The 21,605-nt window shown below is 43.5% G+C and carries 10 protein-coding genes and 5 pseudogenes; 8 read left to right on the top strand and 7 right to left on the bottom strand.

Translation table 11 applies throughout. The annotated features are described in order from the left end of the window. Positions 1 to 154: 154 nt before the first annotated feature. The 4 genes and pseudogenes from TT12_RS02325 to TT12_RS19240 all read left to right on the top strand — a co-directional run bounded on the left by TT12_RS02325 (position 155) and on the right by TT12_RS19240 (position 5,825). Positions 155 to 2,601: pseudogene (locus TT12_RS02325) on the top strand (esterase/lipase family protein). 503 nt (positions 2,602 to 3,104) lie between these two features. Further along, positions 3,105 to 4,599: pseudogene (locus TT12_RS02320) on the top strand (cytochrome ubiquinol oxidase subunit I). Next, positions 4,599 to 5,615: a cytochrome d ubiquinol oxidase subunit II gene (gene cydB / locus TT12_RS02315; protein WP_045445007.1), complete on the top strand. Its 1,017-nt coding sequence runs from the start codon at positions 4,599 to 4,601 to the stop codon at positions 5,613 to 5,615. The pseudogene TT12_RS02320 and the gene cydB overlap by 1 nt, the downstream one beginning before the upstream one ends. A gap of 93 nt (positions 5,616 to 5,708) precedes the next feature. Then, positions 5,709 to 5,825, top strand: a complete 117-nt coding sequence (locus tag TT12_RS19240; RefSeq protein ID WP_372815413.1) for a DUF2474 domain-containing protein — start codon at positions 5,709 to 5,711, stop codon at positions 5,823 to 5,825. A gap of 118 nt (positions 5,826 to 5,943) precedes the next feature. Here TT12_RS19240 and murU read toward each other — a convergent pair whose 3' ends face one another. Next, positions 5,944 to 6,687, bottom strand: a complete 744-nt coding sequence (gene murU / locus TT12_RS02310) for an N-acetylmuramate alpha-1-phosphate uridylyltransferase MurU (protein ID WP_045451815.1) — start codon at positions 6,685 to 6,687, stop codon at positions 5,944 to 5,946. A gap of 133 nt (positions 6,688 to 6,820) precedes the next feature. Next, a complete protein-coding gene (locus TT12_RS02305; protein ID WP_227678909.1) occupies positions 6,821 to 7,903 on the bottom strand; it encodes an aminoglycoside phosphotransferase family protein in 1,083 nt (360 codons plus the stop codon). A gap of 417 nt (positions 7,904 to 8,320) precedes the next feature. Here TT12_RS02305 and TT12_RS02300 point away from each other — a divergent pair. Together TT12_RS02300 and TT12_RS02295 are read left to right on the top strand one after the other, a co-directional pair. Then, a pseudogene (locus TT12_RS02300) lies at positions 8,321 to 11,463 on the top strand (LPS-assembly protein LptD). Positions 11,464 to 11,613: 150 nt separating this feature from the next. Then, entirely contained in the window at positions 11,614 to 13,017 is a 1,404-nt protein-coding gene (locus TT12_RS02295) for a peptidylprolyl isomerase (RefSeq protein WP_045451809.1), read from the top strand. Between the two features lie 495 nt (positions 13,018 to 13,512). Here TT12_RS02295 and TT12_RS02290 read toward each other — a convergent pair. Then, positions 13,513 to 14,634 (bottom strand): annotated as a pseudogene (locus TT12_RS02290) (endonuclease/exonuclease/phosphatase family protein). Between the two features lie 383 nt (positions 14,635 to 15,017). Between TT12_RS02290 and asd the strand changes: the two are divergent. Then, entirely contained in the window at positions 15,018 to 16,151 is a 1,134-nt protein-coding gene (gene asd / locus TT12_RS02280; protein WP_045451803.1) for an aspartate-semialdehyde dehydrogenase, read from the top strand. A gap of 163 nt (positions 16,152 to 16,314) precedes the next feature. Here the strand turns inward: asd and TT12_RS02275 are convergent, their stop codons facing one another. Beyond that, positions 16,315 to 16,965, bottom strand: coding sequence for an SOUL family heme-binding protein (locus TT12_RS02275; RefSeq protein WP_045451802.1), 651 nt, complete (start codon positions 16,963 to 16,965; stop codon positions 16,315 to 16,317). 330 nt (positions 16,966 to 17,295) lie between these two features. Between TT12_RS02275 and tgt the strand changes: the two are divergent. After that, positions 17,296 to 18,350 (top strand): annotated as a pseudogene (tgt, locus tag TT12_RS02270) (tRNA guanosine(34) transglycosylase Tgt). A gap of 95 nt (positions 18,351 to 18,445) precedes the next feature. Here the strand turns inward: tgt and TT12_RS02265 are convergent. The 3 genes from TT12_RS02265 to fabZ all read right to left on the bottom strand — a co-directional run bounded on the left by TT12_RS02265 (position 18,446) and on the right by fabZ (position 21,600). Continuing rightward, a complete protein-coding gene (locus TT12_RS02265; protein ID WP_045451800.1) occupies positions 18,446 to 19,798 on the bottom strand; it encodes a sodium-dependent transporter in 1,353 nt (450 codons plus the stop codon). Positions 19,799 to 20,108: 310 nt separating this feature from the next. Beyond that, positions 20,109 to 20,888, bottom strand: a complete 780-nt coding sequence (gene lpxA, locus TT12_RS02260) for an acyl-ACP--UDP-N-acetylglucosamine O-acyltransferase (RefSeq protein WP_045444992.1) — start codon at positions 20,886 to 20,888, stop codon at positions 20,109 to 20,111. Between the two features lie 202 nt (positions 20,889 to 21,090). After that, positions 21,091 to 21,600, bottom strand: coding sequence for a 3-hydroxyacyl-ACP dehydratase FabZ (fabZ, locus tag TT12_RS02255; RefSeq protein WP_045444990.1), 510 nt, complete (start codon positions 21,598 to 21,600; stop codon positions 21,091 to 21,093). Positions 21,601 to 21,605: the final 5 nt, after the last annotated feature.

The following is a 21,605-nucleotide window of genomic DNA, read 5'->3' as shown; positions in this document are numbered from 1 at the left end:
TCAATTATCGAAGTTTAAACCGTATTTTTGAAATTTAAATAAAATAGTTTAATGCGAAAAGTTACGCTACACTTCTTCTTATAAATTACTGACTCAATCATGCTTTTACGACTAACTGGACTCACCTATGACTTTCGCTAGCCCTATCAAAAATATGGTGACGCATGCTAAGAAAACCCCATTTTCGATCACATCAGTCGCCTTGATAGCCGCGGTAGCATTACTACCTGCGTGCAGTACGGTATCAGTGAATAAGCAAGCGTCAGCGAAGACGATTACTGCGCAGCGCGGTAATATCGTCACTACCAAAAAATTAAGCAGTGACACGGCATCAGCGCTCTTATCGGCAGGGCTCAATGAGCAAGCCTGTATGCAGCAGTTTGATTTATGCCTCACTCAGCTTACTGATAGTATTTTGAATGAACACTACCGTCCTGCTTTAGCAGTTTTTGCAGAGTTACACTACGCAAAAGCGCGACAGCTTTCTGCCTCTCAGGACTGCCGTAATGCGCTGGCTCGCCCGCCACTTGATCCTTATTATGCCAACGCACCTTTAGAAGATACAGAAGCTAAAGTCCAGCAAGAAAACACCAATCGCTGTCTAACAGGTTATCAAGAGCGATTATTCGATGCTATCAAATCCAGTTATACCTATTTATTTTATGACAGTTTGACGCATGATTTTGAGGGCGCAGATCAAGATAAAAGTCCCTCTCAGTCACAGAACCGTATTCCAAATGACACCGATATTCAGACCCAAGACATCTATAATGCCGCCAGTAATGATGTGATAACCCAGCTTTATAGATCAACCAACGGCTCAAATAAATTGATGGGCGGCACCAAAGTAGACTATTTGCCCACATCCGCTAGCAATCTTAATAACAGTAGCCAAGCCGCGATTGCCAATTACTCACCGCTCAAGGGCAAACCTACCGATCAAGTCAACGTCATGAAAATACAAATTGATGATTATGATCTTGGTGTTTATTTGCCTAATGAAAATAACTATTTGCAAAATGCACATAAGCAAACCTCTGCACTAGCAGACTTGGTTTCCACTTACGAATTACGCCTCTCTGGGCTTAACTCAATTAGCAAACGTCCAGGCTTAGGTATCAGCTTGGTGGCCTCACTGGATGACCGCTATACCACCACGATTCGCCAATTATTAGTGTCATCATTGTCAGGTCGATTGACCAATGAGAAAGATGGAGACACAGATGAGAGCAAGCCAAGTTCGCGCATCTACCCTACTGGACATTTGCTATTAACAGGATTGATTGAACCAAGCGGCGATAGCGTGCTGGATGTACTAAGCAGTCGCAAGCTCGATATTCATTTATACAACCCATACCAAAGCGAAAGCGTCAATATCCTTAATAGTGACTATCCACTGGCGGCTAACTTTTCTGCAGGTTATGGCTTGTGGCTGTCTGAGAACCAGCTAGATGGCGTCGGTTATCTCAATTTAATCACTCGCCAGCCAGAGGCCAGACTGCCCAAATTATTCATGCTTGAGCCTTATGATCCCAATAAGCGCGTCCTGATTATGCTGCATGGTTTGGCTTCTAGCCCTGCCACTTGGGTCAATTTAACCAACGATATTCTCAACGACGATAAGTTGCGTGATAACTATCAAGTGTGGCAGATATTCTATCCAACCAATTTGCCCATTTTAGAAAACCGTTATCAAATACAGCAGTTAATCAACAACACCTACGAGCAAACTGATCCTAAAGGACAAAATCGCGCCAGCAAAAACAGCGTGATTATCAGTCATAGTATGGGTGCCATTATCGCCCGCATGATGCTATCTGATGAAAACTTGGTCGATGACCTAGATAGACTAGACGATCAAAATGTGCTGTCTGATAGTGAAAAACGTAAGATTCGTGACGCACTTAAAGCATCATTTGGCGAAGATCAGCTAAAAGAACGCTTTGAGCTAAAAGCCTTACCACAAGTAGATACGGCTGTCTTTTTATCAGCGCCTTTTCGCGGAACTGACTATGCAGATCGCTGGTTCACTCGGGCACTGCGCCGTATCGTTTATTTGCCAGTCGGTTTGGTAAAAACTGTCACGGACAACTTAGCAACCATTGCCACGCAAGGTGATTTGGCACAAAATCCTTTGGGTGCGCTATATTTACAAAATGGCGCAAGTCAGCTGAGCGACAAATCCTCTTTTATACAGCTGACGAAAGACATCACCATCAATGATCGTGTGACCTATCATTCTATCATTGCCAATAATGATGCCGATATTACCAAAGGACTGGCGCAAATGCAGCCAGCTGGTGCAAAGGTTGATTTATCGCAAGCAGTAGAAGAAGACAGCAAAGATGAGACAGGCGTTACCAGTAGCCTTCTGATAGCTCAAAGCTCTCTGCCCAACCACTGGTTGCAGCCGTCACTGTCAATGAAGATATCAGCCAAGCGCTAACTGAACGTCTCTCAGATGGTATTGTTCCTTATACCAGCGCTCATCTTGATGGCGCGGCCTCTGAGACGATTATCAGCGGTGGTCATAGCATTCAAACTAACCCGCAAACTATTTTGACATTGCGCCAGATTTTACATAAACAATTGCAGGAATAATGATTGCTTGTGTCATATAGCACTGCACTGGTCTTTGCACTTTAAAATTAAGAGTAAAGCAGATGGCTTTGCAACTTTGTACTCTGTTGGATATTTGTGCCTATACTAGGACAAAAATAAAACATTACTGTTATTAAGGTGAACTTGATAACATCTTGTTTTGCCAAGCGATTAGTCTGATATATCTGGGTTTATCTCAGCAGTTTTTAATGACTATCAGGTATGCGACCAATCTGTTGCGCAGCTTGCGTGTGTATCGAGGGAAGCGCATAATATATTGACAGCACCTGACAGTAATGTATTAATTTATAGGGATATAAATTACTTAATTCAGCTAAACAGTCGTTAGCTTAGCCGCACTCTATCCCTAAGATTGCTCGCTAATCAACACTGAGCCATTGCCCGTACTACTTTTTACCTTAATCTATAGACGATTGCGGGCAGTTACTTGAGCGTTTTATGGAAGCCAGCGCTATTCAGCTAACAGATAAGGGTAACCGTTTATGTTCGCTACGTTTATGATTGACCAGCTCGATGCGCTGATGCTCGCGCGTATCCAATTCGCTTTTGTTATCTCGTTTCATATTGTTTTTCCCGCTTTTTCTATCGGACTTGCCAGCTGGTTGACGGTACTTGAATTTCGTTGGCTCAAAACAGGCGAGCTATCTATGCTGAAGTCTACAAGCATTGGGTCAAAATATTTGCCGTGGTATTCGGTATGGGCGTGGTATCTGGTGTAGTAATGTCCTACCAGTTCGGTACTAACTGGGCGGTCTTTTCTGACAAAGCCGGTAACGTCTTGGGGCCACTACTCGCCTACGAAGTATTGACCGCGTTTTTCTTAGAAGCGTCCTTTTTAGGTATTATGCTATTTGGTTGGGGGCGCGTGAGCAAACGTATGCACTTTGCTTCCACTGCCATTGTCGCCATTGGTACACTGATTTCAGGCTTTTGGATTTTAGCCGCCAACAGCTTTATGCAGACGCCGCAAGGCTTTATGATGGGCGCAGATGGTCTTTTATATCCTACCAACTGGCTTGAGATCATTTTTAGCCTTCATTCCCTTACCGCTATGCTCATATGATGACAGCGGCATTCTTGACGACAGCCTTTGTCATTGGCGGGGTTGGTGCTTATTATATTCAATCTAAAAAGCATACTGAACATCGCCAGCACGGTCGCGTTATGCTAGGTATGGCCATGATTATGGCGATATTTGTCGCACCCGCTCAAGTATTGATTGGCGATGAGCATGGTCTAAACACTTTAGAGCATCAGCCAGCCAAAGTCGCAGCAATGGAAGGTATTTGGGAGGATGAGCGCGGCGCAGCGTTACGCCTATTTGCTATTCCCGACCAAGAAAACCAGACCAATAAATATGAAATAAGCATTCCCTATGTTTCAGGTTTGATTCTTACCCATTCGTTAGATGGCGAAGTAAAAGGTCTAAAAAACTGGGCACCTGAAGACCAACCACCGGTGATGATTGTATTCTGGGCATTTCGTATCATGGTTGGTATTGGCATGTTAATGGTGCTAGTCGGCTTATTTAGTCTCTATAAATACTTTAAAAAACAGCAATATAATCCCGAAAGTGTCTGGTTCCACCGTGCTTGGATGATGATGACGCCACTTGGCTTTATCGCATTATTGGCGGGCTGGTTTGTGACCGAGACAGGACGTCAACCATGGACTGTATATGGTGTGATACGCACCGCAGAAAGTATGTCACCGCTCGCAGCACAGCAAGTAGCAACCACGTTGATTGGTTTTATTGTTCTCTATATATTTGTCTTCGGTGCAGGCAGTTTTTATATTCTACGCTTGATCGCTCAAGGGCCAAAACCGTACGAAGACCCTGCCGATGATAATTTCTATGAGCACTCAGTGACCGAAAGCCAAGGTCGTGCGCTCAGTGGCGATAGCAATCCTGCTAAGAGTACTGAAGAAGATATAGATACTCCTGCAAACGACGTCGATGACGGAGGATTACGCTAATGTTTAACTACGGTGATGTATTAGACTTACCTTTAATTTGGGGCGGACTGATCGCTCTATCCGTCTTTATCTATGTATTGCTTGATGGCTTTGATTTAGGCTGCGGCATCTTGTTTCCCTTTGCTGGCTCAGATAAAAACCGTAGCCGCATTATGAACTCTATTGCCCCGTTTTGGGATGGTAACGAGACTTGGCTAGTATTAGGCGGCGGCGGCTTGTTCGCTGCTTTCCCAGTGGCTTATGGCATCATTATGACGGGGCTTTATCTGCCTGTTACTTTTATGCTATTCGGTCTAATAATGCGCGGTGTGGCATTTGAATTTCGCTTCAAAGCATCGTCACGTCGTCACGTATGGGACACTTTCTTTTTTGTTGGTTCAGTCGTTGCTACATTCTCTCAAGGTATTATGCTTGGGGCGCTTGTACAAGGTCTTGAGGCAAGCAACCGTCTCTATACTGGTGGGCCATTTGATTGGTTAACGCCTTTCTCGATTGTCTGCGGCTTTGCCATGATTATTGGTTACGCCTTACTTGGCTCTACATGGCTCATTATCAAAACTGAGCATACCCTACAAGTCTGGGCACGCAAAGTGTCTGGCTGGATGCTGTCTGCTTTGGTAGTGGCAATGATCGTCGTCACAGCGTTTATGTATTTTTCAGACATTAATGCCCTCGAAGGCTGGTTTGGCTTCCCAGGTCTATTATATCTAGCGCCAATGCCAATTATAGTTTTACTATTATTTTTCTTGATGCGTAAAGACTTAAGTGGCGAGCGCGAATATCGTCCTTTCTTGTTGACTGTGGCACTGTTTTTGATGGGCTATATCGGGGTTTGTTTCGCCATGTTCCCATACATCGTACCGTATCAGATGACGATTTATGAGGCAGCCGCAGCTGACACCTCACTATCCTTTATGTTAGTTGGTGCCGTCATAATGCTACCGATTATCCTGAGTTATACCGCTTTTGCCTACTACACCTTTAAGGGTAAAACCGGACATGAGCATATGTACTAAGGGTAAATAGAGGATATAAAAATGTGGCTACTGCAAATATGAGCAGTGACTATACTTTTTAAAGCGCATTAACACGTATAGTAGGAGGCGAGCATGAAGAAGCTCAGTAAGAAACAGTCACAATGGGCATGGTTCATTGGGCTATATATAGCAGGGTTTGCAGTTATTTTTACGATTGCTCAATTGATCAAGTTGGCTATGGGCATCTAGCAATCATTTGCAGCCCACTTAGCCATGGCTATATCACATAAAAAGCAGCGTCGATGAATCGGCGCTGCTTTTTTATGTGATTACTTATATAAGATTAATAAGAATTAGGCATCTTAATCTAAGCGCCTTGATGGTGATCAACACCGTTACTTTTGATAAATTCATTTACCTGCGCTAAGCGTTCAGGCGTGCCCACATCTATCCAATTATCAGAAATGATTTCAGCCGTGATTTGGAACTTTATCATCGCTTGCTTGAGCAATGGTGCCAACGCCGCTGGCTGACCTGATACCAGCCCATCGACCAATCGTGGTGACATCACACTAATGCCAGCAAAGGTGTATTTGTCTGCATCACCAATCGGCTGCTCGCTGGCTAAACCATTATTGATCGCAAAATCACCGCCATTATTATGCTCTGGATTGTCAATCAATAACAGATGTGCGCGCTGATCTGCGCCAAGCTTATAATCTCGCAACTGCGCAAAATCATAGGTCGTCCATACATCTGAGTTCACTAAGATAAATGGCTCATCGCGCAGCTTGCCAGTTTGTAACGCTTGAAAAATACCACCTGCGGTCTCTAGAGGCTCATCATCCTCTACTGACCAATGCAATTTGACACCGTATTGACTGCCATCACCCAGTGTATCCATCAGCTTATCAGCCAGCCATGATGCATTAATGGTGATATCAGTGATACCAGCCGCTTGTAGTGCTTTAATGTGCCAGACGATAAGCGGTTGCCCACCCACCTCCACCAGAGGTTTGGGTGTATCCAGTGTTAACGGACGCAGACGCGTGCCCTTACCAGCAGCCAAAATCATTGCTTGGGTAATCATTGCTCGGTCAATCTCAGACATGTGCGCTCCTTTTTTTATTTTATGGAATTATACATTCAGATTAAAACTTGCTAATGTTTTAACGTAACTTATCAAATGAGCATTACTTATCAGATGAGCATTTGCGTCAAATAAAGCTCGCAAGTGATTCACCCTAAATATATTGCTGTACGAACTTACTTTGATAAGCTGGCAGTATATTATCCCTGAGACTCTCATTAAACGGCGCTACTGCTCGTTGCATATGCGGTCTACCGTGCGCCTCTAACCATTCTAACTCGAACATTAAATCACGCATCACCTTAGGTATATCCGCCAAATAGCGGTCTTTGCCATCTCGCTCAGACAAGCGAATAAAAATTCCCAACACTTTTAGATGTCGCTGCACGCCCATGACATTTATATCGTTTTCGAGCTGCTCTATGCTATCTGCCGTAGTCAAGCCTGCCTGCTTTTGCAACTGCCAAAAATCATTAATCCATGCAGAGACTTGGCTCTCTGGCCATTCTACATAAGCATCTCGCAGCAATGACACCAAATCATACGTATAAGAGCCGATGACGGCGTCTTGAAAGTCAATCACGCCTAAGCGCGAGCGATCCGCTTGGTCTTGCATCAAATTACGACTGTGATAATCACGATGGACGATGACTTGTGGTTGCTGCAAAATCTCTTTTATTAAGGCTTCTTTTAAAGTATTCCATAATGCTTTATCAAACTCGACACCGATATAAGGTATAAACCAATCGCTGAATAAATCCATCTCACGATCTAATAACTCGGTATCATAATCTGGCAATTGATGTTGCGACTTGGCTGTTTCAACTGGCACGGTCTGTAGCGCGACCAACGTCTGCATTGCCAACTGATAATGCTCATCTATCTGCGCAGGCGTCGCATCAACGAGCAGATGAGCGAACTCTATCGCACCAAAATCCTGTAACACCAAAAATCCTTTCGTCACGTCTTGCGCAATGAGCGTCGGCACATTGATCGCCGGTGCCATCAGCTTAGTCACATTGATAAACTGGCGCATGGCGTCTTGTTCGTCCGCTGAATCCATAACAATATAATGTGCGACTGTCGTGTCATTACTGTCTGACAGCTGGATTCTATGGTATTGGCGAGCACTTGCGTCACCGGGTAGACTATCGAGTTGGAACGCTTGGCCAGCAAATACTTGCTGCAACCAGCTCTCTAATTGTTGTAGACGGCTATTGAGTTTGTTATCGATCATATTAGGCTCTAAAAGTATTTTATCAGTCATAATGGGCATCGCAGGTTAAATATAAGTCATAAACAATTAAAGTAGTGATAAGTCAGGCAAAACCTTGTTAAAATAGCGACGTCTTGAGCCAAAAAAACTGCGGTAGCAGGCGTATTGGGATATCATTCGACATCTAGCGCTGAGCATAACCTCAGCAACCATTCAAAAAACAGCTCGGCTATATTATAAATTTTGGTAAATAGTGTAGCTGATTTGGTTTTTTTTGACTATGATTAGTCGTCATTATATGTAAAACAGCCAAATTCTTAAGATAGCATTATCAATCAGTGATTTTTTAGTCGTTTATTAACCGCCATACATGATTAATAATATGGTTACTAAATTCAGTATCGCAATTCAATAGGCTCTGCAATCATAGGTGTGCCCTTGTTATATTCTCCGCTTTACCAAAGCATCCGTTTGATCTTATTTAGTGCCTTAGGCTTGTCCAGCCTAGCCGTTAGTGCTGCGCCCAGCAATGCTGACACACAGCAAACTGAGTCGCTAATCACTGACAGTAGCACCCGTTATGTCTCTGATGTTACACCTGATGCCAATCGCAGTAGCGTCCAAAAAGACAGCGACTATAATGATATCCGCTATCAAAATAGCAATAATCAAAAAACTGACTTTCAGCGTAATACGCCTCAAAAGGCTGATAACAATATTTCAGACAGTAGTTTTGACAATACTTTTAATGAAAGCACCTTTAGTGAAAGCGCCTTTAACGACAGCATCTCTAATGAGAATGCTACTAATGAAAGTCCTTTAGACAACCGCCCTCTAGAAATTACCGCCATTAACGAGAGTGATGATCAAGGTTTTGTACCAGCAGTAGATACGATTGCGACCACTCAAAACAATAGCACTGCTCAGCTTACTGAAACCACTGCACCTAAAGCCGCACAGAAGACTGGTAAAGTTGATGTGAGTGATGAAAGTATTCAAGATAGTCTGCTGCGTTTAGCAGAGTTTTATGAGCTGACACCCGATACAGACGCCTCAACGTTAAACAATAGCGATAATGCTAACCAAGATGCCCTTCAAAACGAGCTAACACCTATCCCGCAAACCATTCCAAAAGTGGGTAAAAACTTACAGTTATTACCGAATGCCGTAGATAGCGCCCAACGCTGCGAAGGTCAATGGTTTATCCAAAGAGCAACCCCAACTATCAACGCGCGGTCAATGAGGCGGGAGCAACCAATGGACAGCCTGCGCCAAACTTAAATGGTCTCCCAAATAATCAAGCGCCGCTGTTTTCAGAATCAGATTATGGTTATTACGACAATGTCGACTATGCAGAGCTGTCGGGCAATGTCATCATAAATCAGGGTACCCAACAGATAGAAGCAGAAAAAGTCTTGTTAGATTTGAGCAATGGCATTGCCGCCGCTCAAGGTAAAGTCATGTTTACTGACCAAGCGACAGGTCAGCAAGTATCACGCGGCAACGCACTAGATAGCAATGCGCCAAACCGCTCATCGAATAACCCCCAAGCCAATTTCACTGAAAAAGCATCAAAAGGCGGACTTATTGGGGTCGCCGATAGTTTAAATTATAATACTGAAACTGGACAGTCGACAGCCAATGATGTGGCTTTTGCTAGCGTAGAATTGCAAGCTCATGGTTATGCCAAGCGCTTGAACAGACCAAATGACAGTCAATATGAGCTAGATGACGTCATGTTTAGTACCTGTCCACCAACCAATCGTAAATGGCAGTTTGATGCCAAAAGCATTGATTTGGATACCGATACAGGTCGCGGCGAAGCTTATAATACCACTTTCCGTATCGCTGACGTGCCTGTGTTCTATTTGCCTTATTTCAACTTTCCAATTGATAATCGTCGCACCAGTGGTTTTTTATTGCCGAATGCCAGTATCAGTAGTGAAAGCGGTCTTGAAGTTGATATACCCTACTATTTCAATTTGGCACCCAATTATGATGCCACGCTCAATACCCATATTTATACCGATCGTAATCCTATGGTGTCAGGCGAGTTTCGCTATCTGACCGAAAGTTATGGCGAAGGTATTTTTAATGGTTCATATTTACCTAATGACAAAGAGTACAATGACGAAGACCGCTCTAGCTTCTTTTATGATCATTATTGGTCATCTAAGAGCATTCCACGCTTAAGCGGTGATGCAAAATACAGCTATGTGTCAGATTCAGACTACCTCAATGATTTTGACACGCTGGGTCTATCAGACAGTACCATAAACTTACCACGCCGTGCACGTGTCAATTATTATAATGACTATGTTGATGGTGAATTGAAGGTAGAAACCTTTCAAACTCTAGACGCTTTTACCAGTAATGGCAAACCCTTAGAAGACAAAGATAAACCTTATTCAAGATTGCCGCAGCTCAAGCTCGATTATCGACTGCCTTGGGCGAAGAGCTTCGATATCACTGGTGTACATGATTCCGCTTATTTCAAAAAATCCATCGACGATGGCTCTGAGAATGAAAAAAGTGGCGGGCGAATTTATAATAAACTCAGCGCCGTTTATCCAATGGAAAAATCTTGGGGTTATATCAAGCCAAAACTAAGCTTACAACATCTCTATACCTCTTATGATGAGGATAGCTTAGCCGACAACCAGTTGAGTGATAAAGATGGTAGCCAGTCGGTATTTGTACCGCAAGCCAGTATCGATGCAGGTCTGAATTTCTATCAAGCAGGCTCGCCTTTTGGCGCATTCGACGACACCATGGGTGGCTATCGCTTGCTAAGCCCGCGATTGAAATACACCTACTCGCCATATGAAGACCAAAACGATATTCCGAACTTTAATACGCGTATTGCCTCTATTAACTATGAACAGCTGTTCTCTGACAGTTGGTTTTTAGGACATGATCGCTTGCAAGATTTGCATTCGCTTACTCCTGGTATCAATTATCGTTACATCGATGCAACGGGTGTGACACGTTTTGATGGTAGCATTGCAGAGCAGTTTTATATCGATAATGGACGTGTTACGCTTGATGATCAGCAACCTGTCTTCACATCTTCATCTTCAGGGATGGTTTGGGATACCAGCACACAGCCTTACAACAATTTTTGGGTTGATGTTAGTGGCGCACTGACCAATGATTATGATTTAAATTATATTACGACTGAGCTGCGTTATCAGCCGTCTGACAACAGCTTGTTTAATGTTGGATTTGTCAAACGTCAACGTGATGAAAACACCGATCAGCTGCCACTCTCTGCTTTTACCGCGTCGGCTGTCTTTCCAATCAATAACAGCTGGCGAATCTTGGCTCAAGGTCAATACGATTACAATCGTGATAAAGTTCTTGATTCATTGGTCGGCGTTGATTACGAAGACTGCTGTTTTGGTTTTGCAGTTTATGGTCGTCGTTACTATAATGACTTAAATGTCAAAGACAAACCAACGCAAGCCATTATGGCAGAGATTAGATTGAATGGTTTGGGTAGTGGTAGCAGCCGCCTGACTCGCTTACTCTCTGATAAAATCTTGGGCTTTGAACCTGTCCAGACTGCTTGGAAAGATTAAGACCGTGCTTGTATAAATATTTTTACTATATATTTCATAACCCAGTTTGTAACCCTATTATGGTCAACCCTGTCTAATATTTGACTGTTAAAAGTATTAAACAGCGTTGACCAACTACCATCCGATGCGATGACATTGATGAGGAGCATCATGAGATTTTTTTCTTTACGTCAAACCAGCCGTGCTGTATTGCTATCTATGAGTGCCAGCCTTGCGCTTACATTGAGCGCCCAAGCTGCCACCGTTAAACCTGCAAAAGCACAAGCGCCTCAAGCAAATGCCATGACCGCGCAGAATAACGTCAATCGTTTGACGCCAGCCAATAGCACCGACGGCATTATTGCTTTAGTCAATGAAAATGCTATCTTAAAGAGCGATTTGATCGATGCTATCACCCAAGCACAAGCACGTGCACAAGCAGCAGGTGAACCAATAGCAAACTCAGCACAGCTACAGTCTGAGGTGTTAAATGCGCTCATATTGCGTGAGTTACAACTATCAATGGTCAAGCGCGTCGGTTTAAACCCTGATGAAGCGGCTATCAATCAACGCCTTGGTCAAATCGCTCAAGCAGAAGGGCTGACGAGCATCTCAGCTTTGCAACAGCGTTTGGACGCAGCAAAACCTGGTAGCTATGCGGCGCTACGTGCGCAATTAATCGAAGACGCAGCCATTCAAGCCTTGCAACAGCGCCAAATCGGTAACCGCGTGCGCATTAGCGAACAGGATATTGATGCATTTTTGGCCTCGCCTGAAGCCAAGCGCTTAAACCAAAGTGAGTATCAAACGATTCATGTACGAGTGCCTTACATGGATGACTACAGCCGACTCTCAGAAGCCCAACGCAATGAGGCGTTAAAGGTAGCAGAAGCTCTGCGTACTCGCCTGCTTGCACCAAACGTTGATGTCGCTGAAGCGGTCGCTGCTAGCCAAGGCAACTATCCTATTCCGCTACAAGGTGGCGATATGGGCTTTCATAAAGCCGCGTCTCTACCTACAGAGCTATCAAGTGAAATTACCAAACTTGAGATTGGCGCGGTCAGCGCACCACTAATAACGCCTGAAGGCATCGATATCATCAAACTGGCTGACAAAAAAGCCAGCGACACCATGCTGATACCGCAGTGGCGTACTCGTCACATATTGGTAAAAGTTGATGAGCTACAGACAGACGCGCTTGCTGAGCAAAAGATTAATGATTTGTATGAACAGCTACGCAGCGGCGCTGATTTTGCTGGTTTAGCATCGACCTATTCAGATGATCCCGGTTCCGCTGGCCGCGGTGGCGATCTTGATTGGGTGAGTGAAGAAGATATGATTGGTCCATTCGAAGCCATGATGAAAAACACGGCGGTTGGTGACTACTCTGCTCCTTTCAAAACCCAGTTTGGCTGGCATATCTTGAAAATAGAAGGCAAACGCCAACAAGATGTTAGCGATCAATATCGTCGCAATATGGCACGTCAAGCGCTTTATCAGCGCTTAGCACCGCAAGCCAAAGAAGACTGGCTACAAGAGCTACGCGCAGGTGCTTACATCCAAGTACTTGGCTAACTGATATAGGCATCGATAAGTCAAATCTAATAATGCCTTGTCAAAAAGGGTATATGCTAATGCATGTACCCTTTTTTTATTAACGTTCATTTATGCGCTAAAAATAATCAGAAGGTCATCTCAAATATATTACAGCATGTCCAAACACAAGCATATCGAATAAAATAAATGTAAGCATTACGCACACAAAGAAAAGCCCCGAACCTAGGGCGATTGGTTCGGGGCTATGGCGCTTCATATTGTTGTTATTATTTCTTCCATGCTGACTCATCCTAAGTCATAAACAGTATCCTATAAGACAGCGGGCTGACCTGTGCTTTTATTGATACTGTCTCAACACTGCATCCATGCGTATCCTTGTGTTGATGGTGGTATTGTAGGGTAATCAGTTTAATGCGACTAGAGGCTAAAGACCTTATTTAACGTAAGCATATGCTTACAGCCTCTTTTAACATTGCATCATACGATAGCTATAGTATTAGCAGGCTATCAACCCTAACTTCTCTGCTCTTCTGCATGTTCCTTTGAGACTTTTTCACCTTCTTTTTTACCTTCTATGATTTTATGATCGGTCTCTTTGATATCTTCCGCTTCTGCAGTAGGGGCATTTTGCGCTTGATTGCTCTCCTCTTCTGGTTCGTATTGTAAAGTCGTCATAACAGGAAAGTGATCCGAGCCTATCGACGGCATACGCCGAATATCCACTACCGTAAAGCAAGCACTATGGAAAATATGATCCAGCGCCCAACGTAAAAATGGATAGCTGACATGAAACGTATTGATAAAATGTCGACCAATACGCGGATCCAACAATCCTGAGATACGTTGAAAGCTCGAGTCGTCTTTGACCATGCCACATCATTGAGGTCGCCTGCCAATATCGCCGTTTGCTTGTTTTCTTTGATGTGTTTGCCAACCATCAATAGCTCAGCATCGCGGGTAGTAGATTTATCCGCTTCCGTCGGGCTTGGCGGCATGGGATGCAAGCAATACAACCAAATCACGCGACCACTTTGCAGGCGCAGTTGGGCATGAATAGAAGGTATGTCATCAATCATCAAGTACTTAACTTCAGGATCAATCAACTCAAGCTTAGAATAAAGATGCATCCCATATAGATTGTCTAGTGGCACTTTCACGGTGTAAGGATAATCAGCCTCGATTTGATGCAGCGCTTTTTCCCATTTATCATCACTCTCTAGCGTAATTAAAATATCAGGCTGTCTTTGCTTCACCAAATCCACCAGTTTTTGGGTGTCATCATTGGGCGTTAGTACGTTTGATACCATTATTTTTAGTTGATGCGCCTGCCTTCTGGCTTGTCTTTTGCCTTTTGAACTTCTTTTTTCCATAGCTTGGTATAAGGCAATACCATCCTAGCTGAAAGGCTAATGTAATGCTTAAGACGGTAAATAACAGCCACTGTCCCAGCTGCCACTCTGACCAAAAAATCAGCATACCAATCCAAGCGATGATACCCAACACCATGATCTGAATACGCGGAAATTCAACACCGCGCACCCACCAATTATCCAGTGGTATCCAGCCCCAAATCGTCACAAATGCGATGAACCCTGCTAGCCACTGTATGCTGTAATATAATAGTGAGAGATCCATAGTATGTATTAGCCGTCTATTAAATGATGAATATCGCCATGGTTTTAATTGAACTGACGTTAGCTGTTTACTTTAGCATTTCAGAAGGTTATCGCCTACTGATGAGCATGGATTATTCGTTAACCGCTATAAAACATTACACTTTTAATTCGCCCACCATAACGAGTACTACGGACAAACTTTATTTTTTGGGCTATCTACTTGTGGCGAGTGAGGCATCGCCGCTATCGCCATTAGGTTAATAACTTAAAGTTATACTGAACATCATTAATAGTGTATGAAAAACCCCTAAAAACAGCCAAAACGCCTTGCTTTTTATGGCTATTCACGGCATTGTTATCGGCTGGCAATGCAACAATTTATGGTAAAAAGGATTGAGTTTCATGAGTAATTTAACAGTAGGCTTGGTAGGCTGGCGCGGCATGGTCGGTTCAGTATTAATACAACGTATGACTGAGGAAAAAGATTTTGACGGTATTACACCCGTGTTTTTCTCAACCAGCAACGCAGGTGGTGATGCCCCAAGCCTTGATAGTATTCATACCGGCCAATTAAAAGATGCTCATGATATTGACGCGCTAGCTGCTTGTGATGTCATCATTACCTGCCAAGGCGGCGACTATACCTCGCAAGTCCATCAACCACTACGTGATAGTGGCTGGAATGGCTACTGGATTGATGCGGCAAGCACCTTGCGAATGGAAGATGACAGCATCATCATTCTCGATCCAGTCAATCGCGCCGTTATTGACAGCGCCCTAGCCAATGGCAAAAAAGACTTTATCGGTGGTAACTGTACCGTGTCATTGATGCTCATGGCGATTGGTGAGCTGTTTAATAAAGGCTGGGTAGAATGGGTCAGCGCCATGACTTATCAGGCTGCTAGTGGTTCTGGTGCTAACAACATGCGCGAATTAATCGCTGGCATGGGCGTGCTACACGATGCGGTCAAAGACGAATTGGCTGATCCTGCCAGCGCCATCCTTGAGATTGATAAAAAAATCGCTCAGACTCAGCGCTCAGATGATTTTCCTAAGCAATACTTTGGTGTGCCACTAGCAGGTAGCTTGATCCCCTATATCGATGTTCAGTTAGAAAACAAGCAATCCAAGGAAGAATGGAAAGGCGGCGTCGAAACCAATAAAATCCTTGGTAACGCAGAAGCTGATAAGATTGCTATCGATGGCATGTGTGTCCGCGTTGGTGCGATGCGCTGTCATGCGCAAGGCCTTACCATCAAGCTCAAAAAAGACATTCCGCTAGAAGAAATCGAAGCAGCACTTAAAAACAGCGGCAATGAGTGGTTGGACTTGGTCGAAGACGACAAAGAAGCGACTATGAACCGTTTAACGCCAGTAGCCGTGACTGGTACATTGACAGTTGCACTAGGTCGCTTGCGTAAGCTCAATATGGGCCCTGAGTATCTAGGCGCATTTACCGTTGGTGATCAACTATTATGGGGCGCAGCCGAGCCGCTACGTCGTATGCTTAATATCATCCGTGAGCAAAAAGACTAAGTTTATTTTCTTAAAAATTCAGTACAAAAAAGACAGCATTTGCTGTCTTTTTTATGGGCATATCATTTCCAAAAATTTGAATAGCACGGCAAACAAATGCAAGTCCTACTTATAATAAGCTTAACAAATGTGACAATACTCATCTTATACTTTGAGCCTAGTATTACTTTGACTTGTAAGCAATCATCACTTCATTACGGCGCAAAAAAGGCAGCGTCCAAGGCGGATTATAACGTGCCAGTTCAGGCTCGCCCGTTATAGTCAAATTTTGGATTTGCATCCAAGATTGTAGCTCTTCCGTTTTAGTCGCTACTTTTTTACTGCCTGCCAACCCTGAAAACTTAATCACACCGTACGTCTGTGCTGGCACCTCAGTAATCGTGATGTTTGGATTATTAGGCTTTGGCAGTGTTTGCATCGTATATTGACTGGGCATAGTAAATTGTACACGCCACTTACCATCATCTTGCTGCATGCTTACTGGTGCTGTCATCGCAATTTTCTGTGATTCGCTATCACTCTTTTTGTTATTAGGCTGCATTGTAACGGGCGCAGTCATGCTAATTTTACTACTACCGTCAGTTGGCGCTGTATTATTGCCAAATATATAGTCGGCTAACACTTTAAACCCTTCGCGACTGGCGGAGTCTTGGTCACCACTTACCAACGTTTGCGCCACTAGCTGCTTATCGTAACGACGCAGCTCAAAGTCATCCATTTGCGACAACACTGTATAATTCGGCTCTTCGGTCGCCATAGCTGCTCCTGAGGTTAATAATGAACCACTTAATAATAAGTAGGTTGCCTTTTTCATAGGATATCTCCAGCAGTTAAAACATCGCTTAGCAATGGTTACTGTCTCGCCATTATGATTTCTACTTTACCAACTACTCATAAGTACTGTCTGTGTCTTTTGGTTATGACACAATACTATTAACCAAAAGACACATTTGTCAGGTATATCAATACCTCATAAACATCCATGTCCAAAAAACTGCTAACAATGCTATAATTAGCACCATTTTCATAGCGTAAATAGCGATAATCATATGCAATTTGTCTTACATAAAACGGCCAGCGGTGACACGCGTGCGCGCGTGGTACGGTTCATCTCAATCATGGCGACGTACAAACGCCAGCGTTTATGCCTGTTGGCACTTATGGTACAGTCAAGGGCATGCTGCCACGTGATATTGAAGCCATCGGTGCTGATATTATTTTGGGCAATACTTTTCATTTATGGTTACGTCCAGGTACTGAGGTTATTGATAAGTTTGGTGGCTTGCATAAGTTCATGCATTGGGACAAACCTATCCTGACCGATTCAGGTGGCTTCCAAGTATTCAGTCTGGGTGCCATGCGTAAAATCACCGAAGAAGGGGTCGACTTTAAATCTCCTATCGATGGTGCGAAAGTTTTCTGTCGCCAGAAAAATCGATGCAGATTCAGTACAGCTTGAACTCAGACATCGTCATGCAATTTGATGAGTGTACGCCCTATCCTGCGACTCATGACGAAGCCAAGACATCGTTAGAGCTGTCATTACGTTGGGGACAGCGCTGTGTTGATGAGCACAACAGACTGGGCAGCACCAACGCATTATTTGGCATTATTCAAGGCAGTATGTATCCTGATTTGCGTCAGCAATCACTTGAAGGCCTGCTCGATATCGGCTTTGATGGTTATGCCATCGGTGGTCTGTCGGTTGGTGAACCAAAAGATGAAATGATAGATGTCCTAGACTACCTCCCTGATGATATGCCAGCAGATAAGCCACGCTATCTAATGGGCGTTGGTAAGCCTGAGGATTTAGTTGAAGGTGTACGTCGCGGTGTCGATATGTTCGACTGTGTGATGCCGACGCGTAACGCGCGTAACGGTCACTACTTCGTCACAGGCGATGCAGACAATGCTGGTGTGGTACGTATCCGTAACAGCCAATATCGCAATGACGAAGGTCCACTAGATCCTGAGTGCGACTGCTATACTTGCCAAAATTTTAGCCGTGCTTATCTCTACCATCTTAATAAGTGTAAAGAGATGCTGGGTGCTCAATTAGCGACTATCCATAACTTGCGCTATTATCAGCGTTTGATGCAAGGTATCCGTGATGCCATTGAACAAGACAAATTTGATGAGTTTGTCAGCGAATTTTATAACAAACGTGGACAAACAGTACCTGAGTTAAATCTACGCTAATCATATTTTTGCAATTGTCATATCTATAAAAAGGGCTTAAGAATTATCTTAAGCCTTTTTAGTGTGTTGCTTTTATTATTTCTAGTTAATCAGTACTAGCCCATTAACGAGGTTACAAATACCACGAGCACGGCAATTGGTGCTACAAACTTAGCAACGATTTGCCATAATTGCCATGCACCATTAGACAGACCAAGCTCTTGCTGAATACTGCGTTGATCCATTTGCCAACCAACGAAAATAATTGCAGCAAGACCAGTTAGCGGGAGAAGAAATTTACTGGTAATTTTATCCAATGCATCAAAGATACCGTTACCCATGATAGTAAAGTCAGACCATAGGTTAAATGATAGTAGTGCCGCAACACCTAATAGCCAAATCACTGTACTGGCAACAATGGTTGATACCGTACGACTCATCGGTGTACGCTCTTCTAAAAACTCAACGGTTGGCTCAAGCAATGAAATTGATGAGGTAATAGCAGCAAAAGTAATGAGTAAGAAGAACAATGTACCAATGATCGTCCCTGCACCCATGCTACCAAAAGCGATCGGTAAGCTGACAAAGATAAGACCAGGACCCGAAGCAGGGTCTAGACCATTGCTAAAGATGATTGGGAAGATTGCTAGACCAGCAGCCAACGCAATAACCGTATCTAAAATCACAACAGTACGGGCGGTTTTTAGTAAGTTCACTTCACGACCCAAATATGAGCCATAAGCAATCATAATACCCATACCAATAGATAGAGTGAAGAAGGCATGACCTAATGCTGCAAGCATCACATCGCCAGTCAACTTGCTAAGATCTGGTGTGAATAGATAAGCCACTGCTTCACCAAAACCACCGTTAATCACGTTATAACCAACGATGACGAACAAAATCACGCCTAGTAGTGGCATTAAGACTTTAGCCGTAGTTTCGATACCTTTGGTCACACCAATACCGACAATCAAAGCAGTAATAGCCATAAACACGGTATGCCAAATCGTCAACGTCCCTGCTGAAGCCAACATAGCATCAAAGGTCGCAGCAATAGAATCACTGTCTTGACCAATAAAACTGCCTGTACCTGCTTTAGTAATATAGTTGAGTGCCCAACCGCCAATCACACTATAAAACGATAGAATTAAGAAACCACCTAAAATACCTGACGCCCCAATGACGCCCCAACTGCGCGACTTACCTTCACTTGCTGCAACATCCGCAAAAGTGTTGACTGGGTTCTTTTGCCCACGGCGACCAATCAGCCATTCAGCGACTAGAATCGGAAAACCTACCAGCGCGATACAGAATAAATAAGCGATAACGAAAGCTGAACCACCGCTTTCACCGACCATATAAGGAAACTTCCATATGTTTCCCAAACCAACTGCTGAACCAACCGCTGCCAATACGAAGCCAAAACTTGAGCTCCACTGTGCATGTTCTTGTTTATTAATAGCCATTTTTTCCGTCCTCGTGCTTCAATTAACATCACTGATAATCTTCCTTGATTATCATAAATAGCCATGAAAAATATCAAGCTATTCAATAAACACCTCAATGTGAGGCGTCCAGCAACATTAAGAAAGAATTGTTTACAATATCGTAAAGGCTCAGTTTCTGCTAAGCCACCAAAAAAGTCAAGCGCTCATAAACATAAAAAGCCATAACAATTGGTTATGGCTTCTGGTAATTTTATCTATAACTGACAAGAGTTTGGCTAATTAAAAAAGGCATACTATATATGATTTTCAGCAAAACCCAATCGCCGTTCTAACGCACCACACCACGACGGCTTTTTTGTAGTGAATCAATGAGCAACTGGATTTTCGGCTCTTTTGGTAGCAGCTCATTATTCAAAACTTCAAGCGCTTGCACGGTCGTCAGACCCGATCTAAAAATCATACGATAAGCTTGACGCAATACCTCAATTGTCTCTTTTGACCATCCTTTACGACGCATGCCTTCCACATTGAGACCATGAGTCGTTGCTGGATTACCAGATACCATGGTAAAGGCGGCTACATCTTTTAGAATCAGACTTGCGCCCCCAATCAAGCTATAGTCATCGACCGTACAAAACTGATGAATACCTGAATTACCGCCAATAATCGTGTGATTACCAACAGTCACATGCCCTGCAACGCCAACATTGTTGGCCAATACATTATGATCGCCAATCACACAATCATGAGCCACGTGAGTGTTCACCATCAGTAGATTATGGCTGCCTATTTTAGTGAGCTCACTATCTTGTGCGGTACCGCGGTGTAAACTACAGGCTTCTCGAATGGTATTATGATCGCCAATCTCAAGCCAAGTACGCTCACCAGCATACTTCAAATCCTGAGGATCTTCGCCAATGCTCGCAAATTGATAAAACTCATTGTGTTGACCAATACGAGTCAATTTGGTAACAACTACATGGCGATGCAGAACCGTGTGAGCGCCAATAGTGACCTCATCACCGACGATACAATACGGACCAATGATAGCAGTCTCATCAATTTGGGCGGACGGTGAGATGAGTGCTGTTGGATGGATCTGACTCATAATGTGGGCCTTTGTATGATCTGATGCGAGTAAATGGTAAAACAAATACAGCCAATTTAGTTTTATGAAAAAACCTAAGCATGGCTCTGCTGTTAAATGCGAGTGTCAATTATAATGCTTATGACCCGCTTTGACCTAATTCTTTAGACGCTTTGTTTAAAGAATTAGGTCGGCTACGAGGCACAATGGCTATTAGTAAACGTTATTGTTCTTGGCGAGCAATCATTATTTGCGCACTGGCAGCTAACTCATCGTCAACATGTACAGTACAGTCAAATTTATAAATACCGCGCTTCTGCATCACTGTTTTAGCACGAATAGTCAGCTGATCACCAGGAATCACTCGACGCTTAAAACGGACCTTATCAACACCTGCAAATAGATATAAATAACCATCTTCTGCGGTTAGACCAGCACTGATAAATCCGAGCACACCTGAGACCTGAGCCATGCACTCAACCATGAGTACGCCTGGCATAATCGGCTCATCAGGAAAATGACCATTGAAAAACTCTTCATTGATAGTCACATTCTTAATACCCGTAATGCACTCACCAGGCGTACAATCAATAATCTTATCTACTAAAAGAAAAGGATAACGGTGTGGCAAATAATGCTTTAACGTATGATAAGTTAATGGCAGCGTAAGACCTTGCTCAGCTAAGCTTTTCATTTCTTTATCATTCAAAATATCGATATCGGTGCTGCTCATAATGG

It is taken from the genome of Psychrobacter sp. JCM 18903 (genome assembly GCF_000586475.1).
In the GTDB taxonomy this organism is placed as follows: Bacteria; Pseudomonadota; Gammaproteobacteria; order Pseudomonadales; family Moraxellaceae; genus Psychrobacter.
This window is presented reverse-complemented; position numbering and strand designations above follow the sequence as displayed.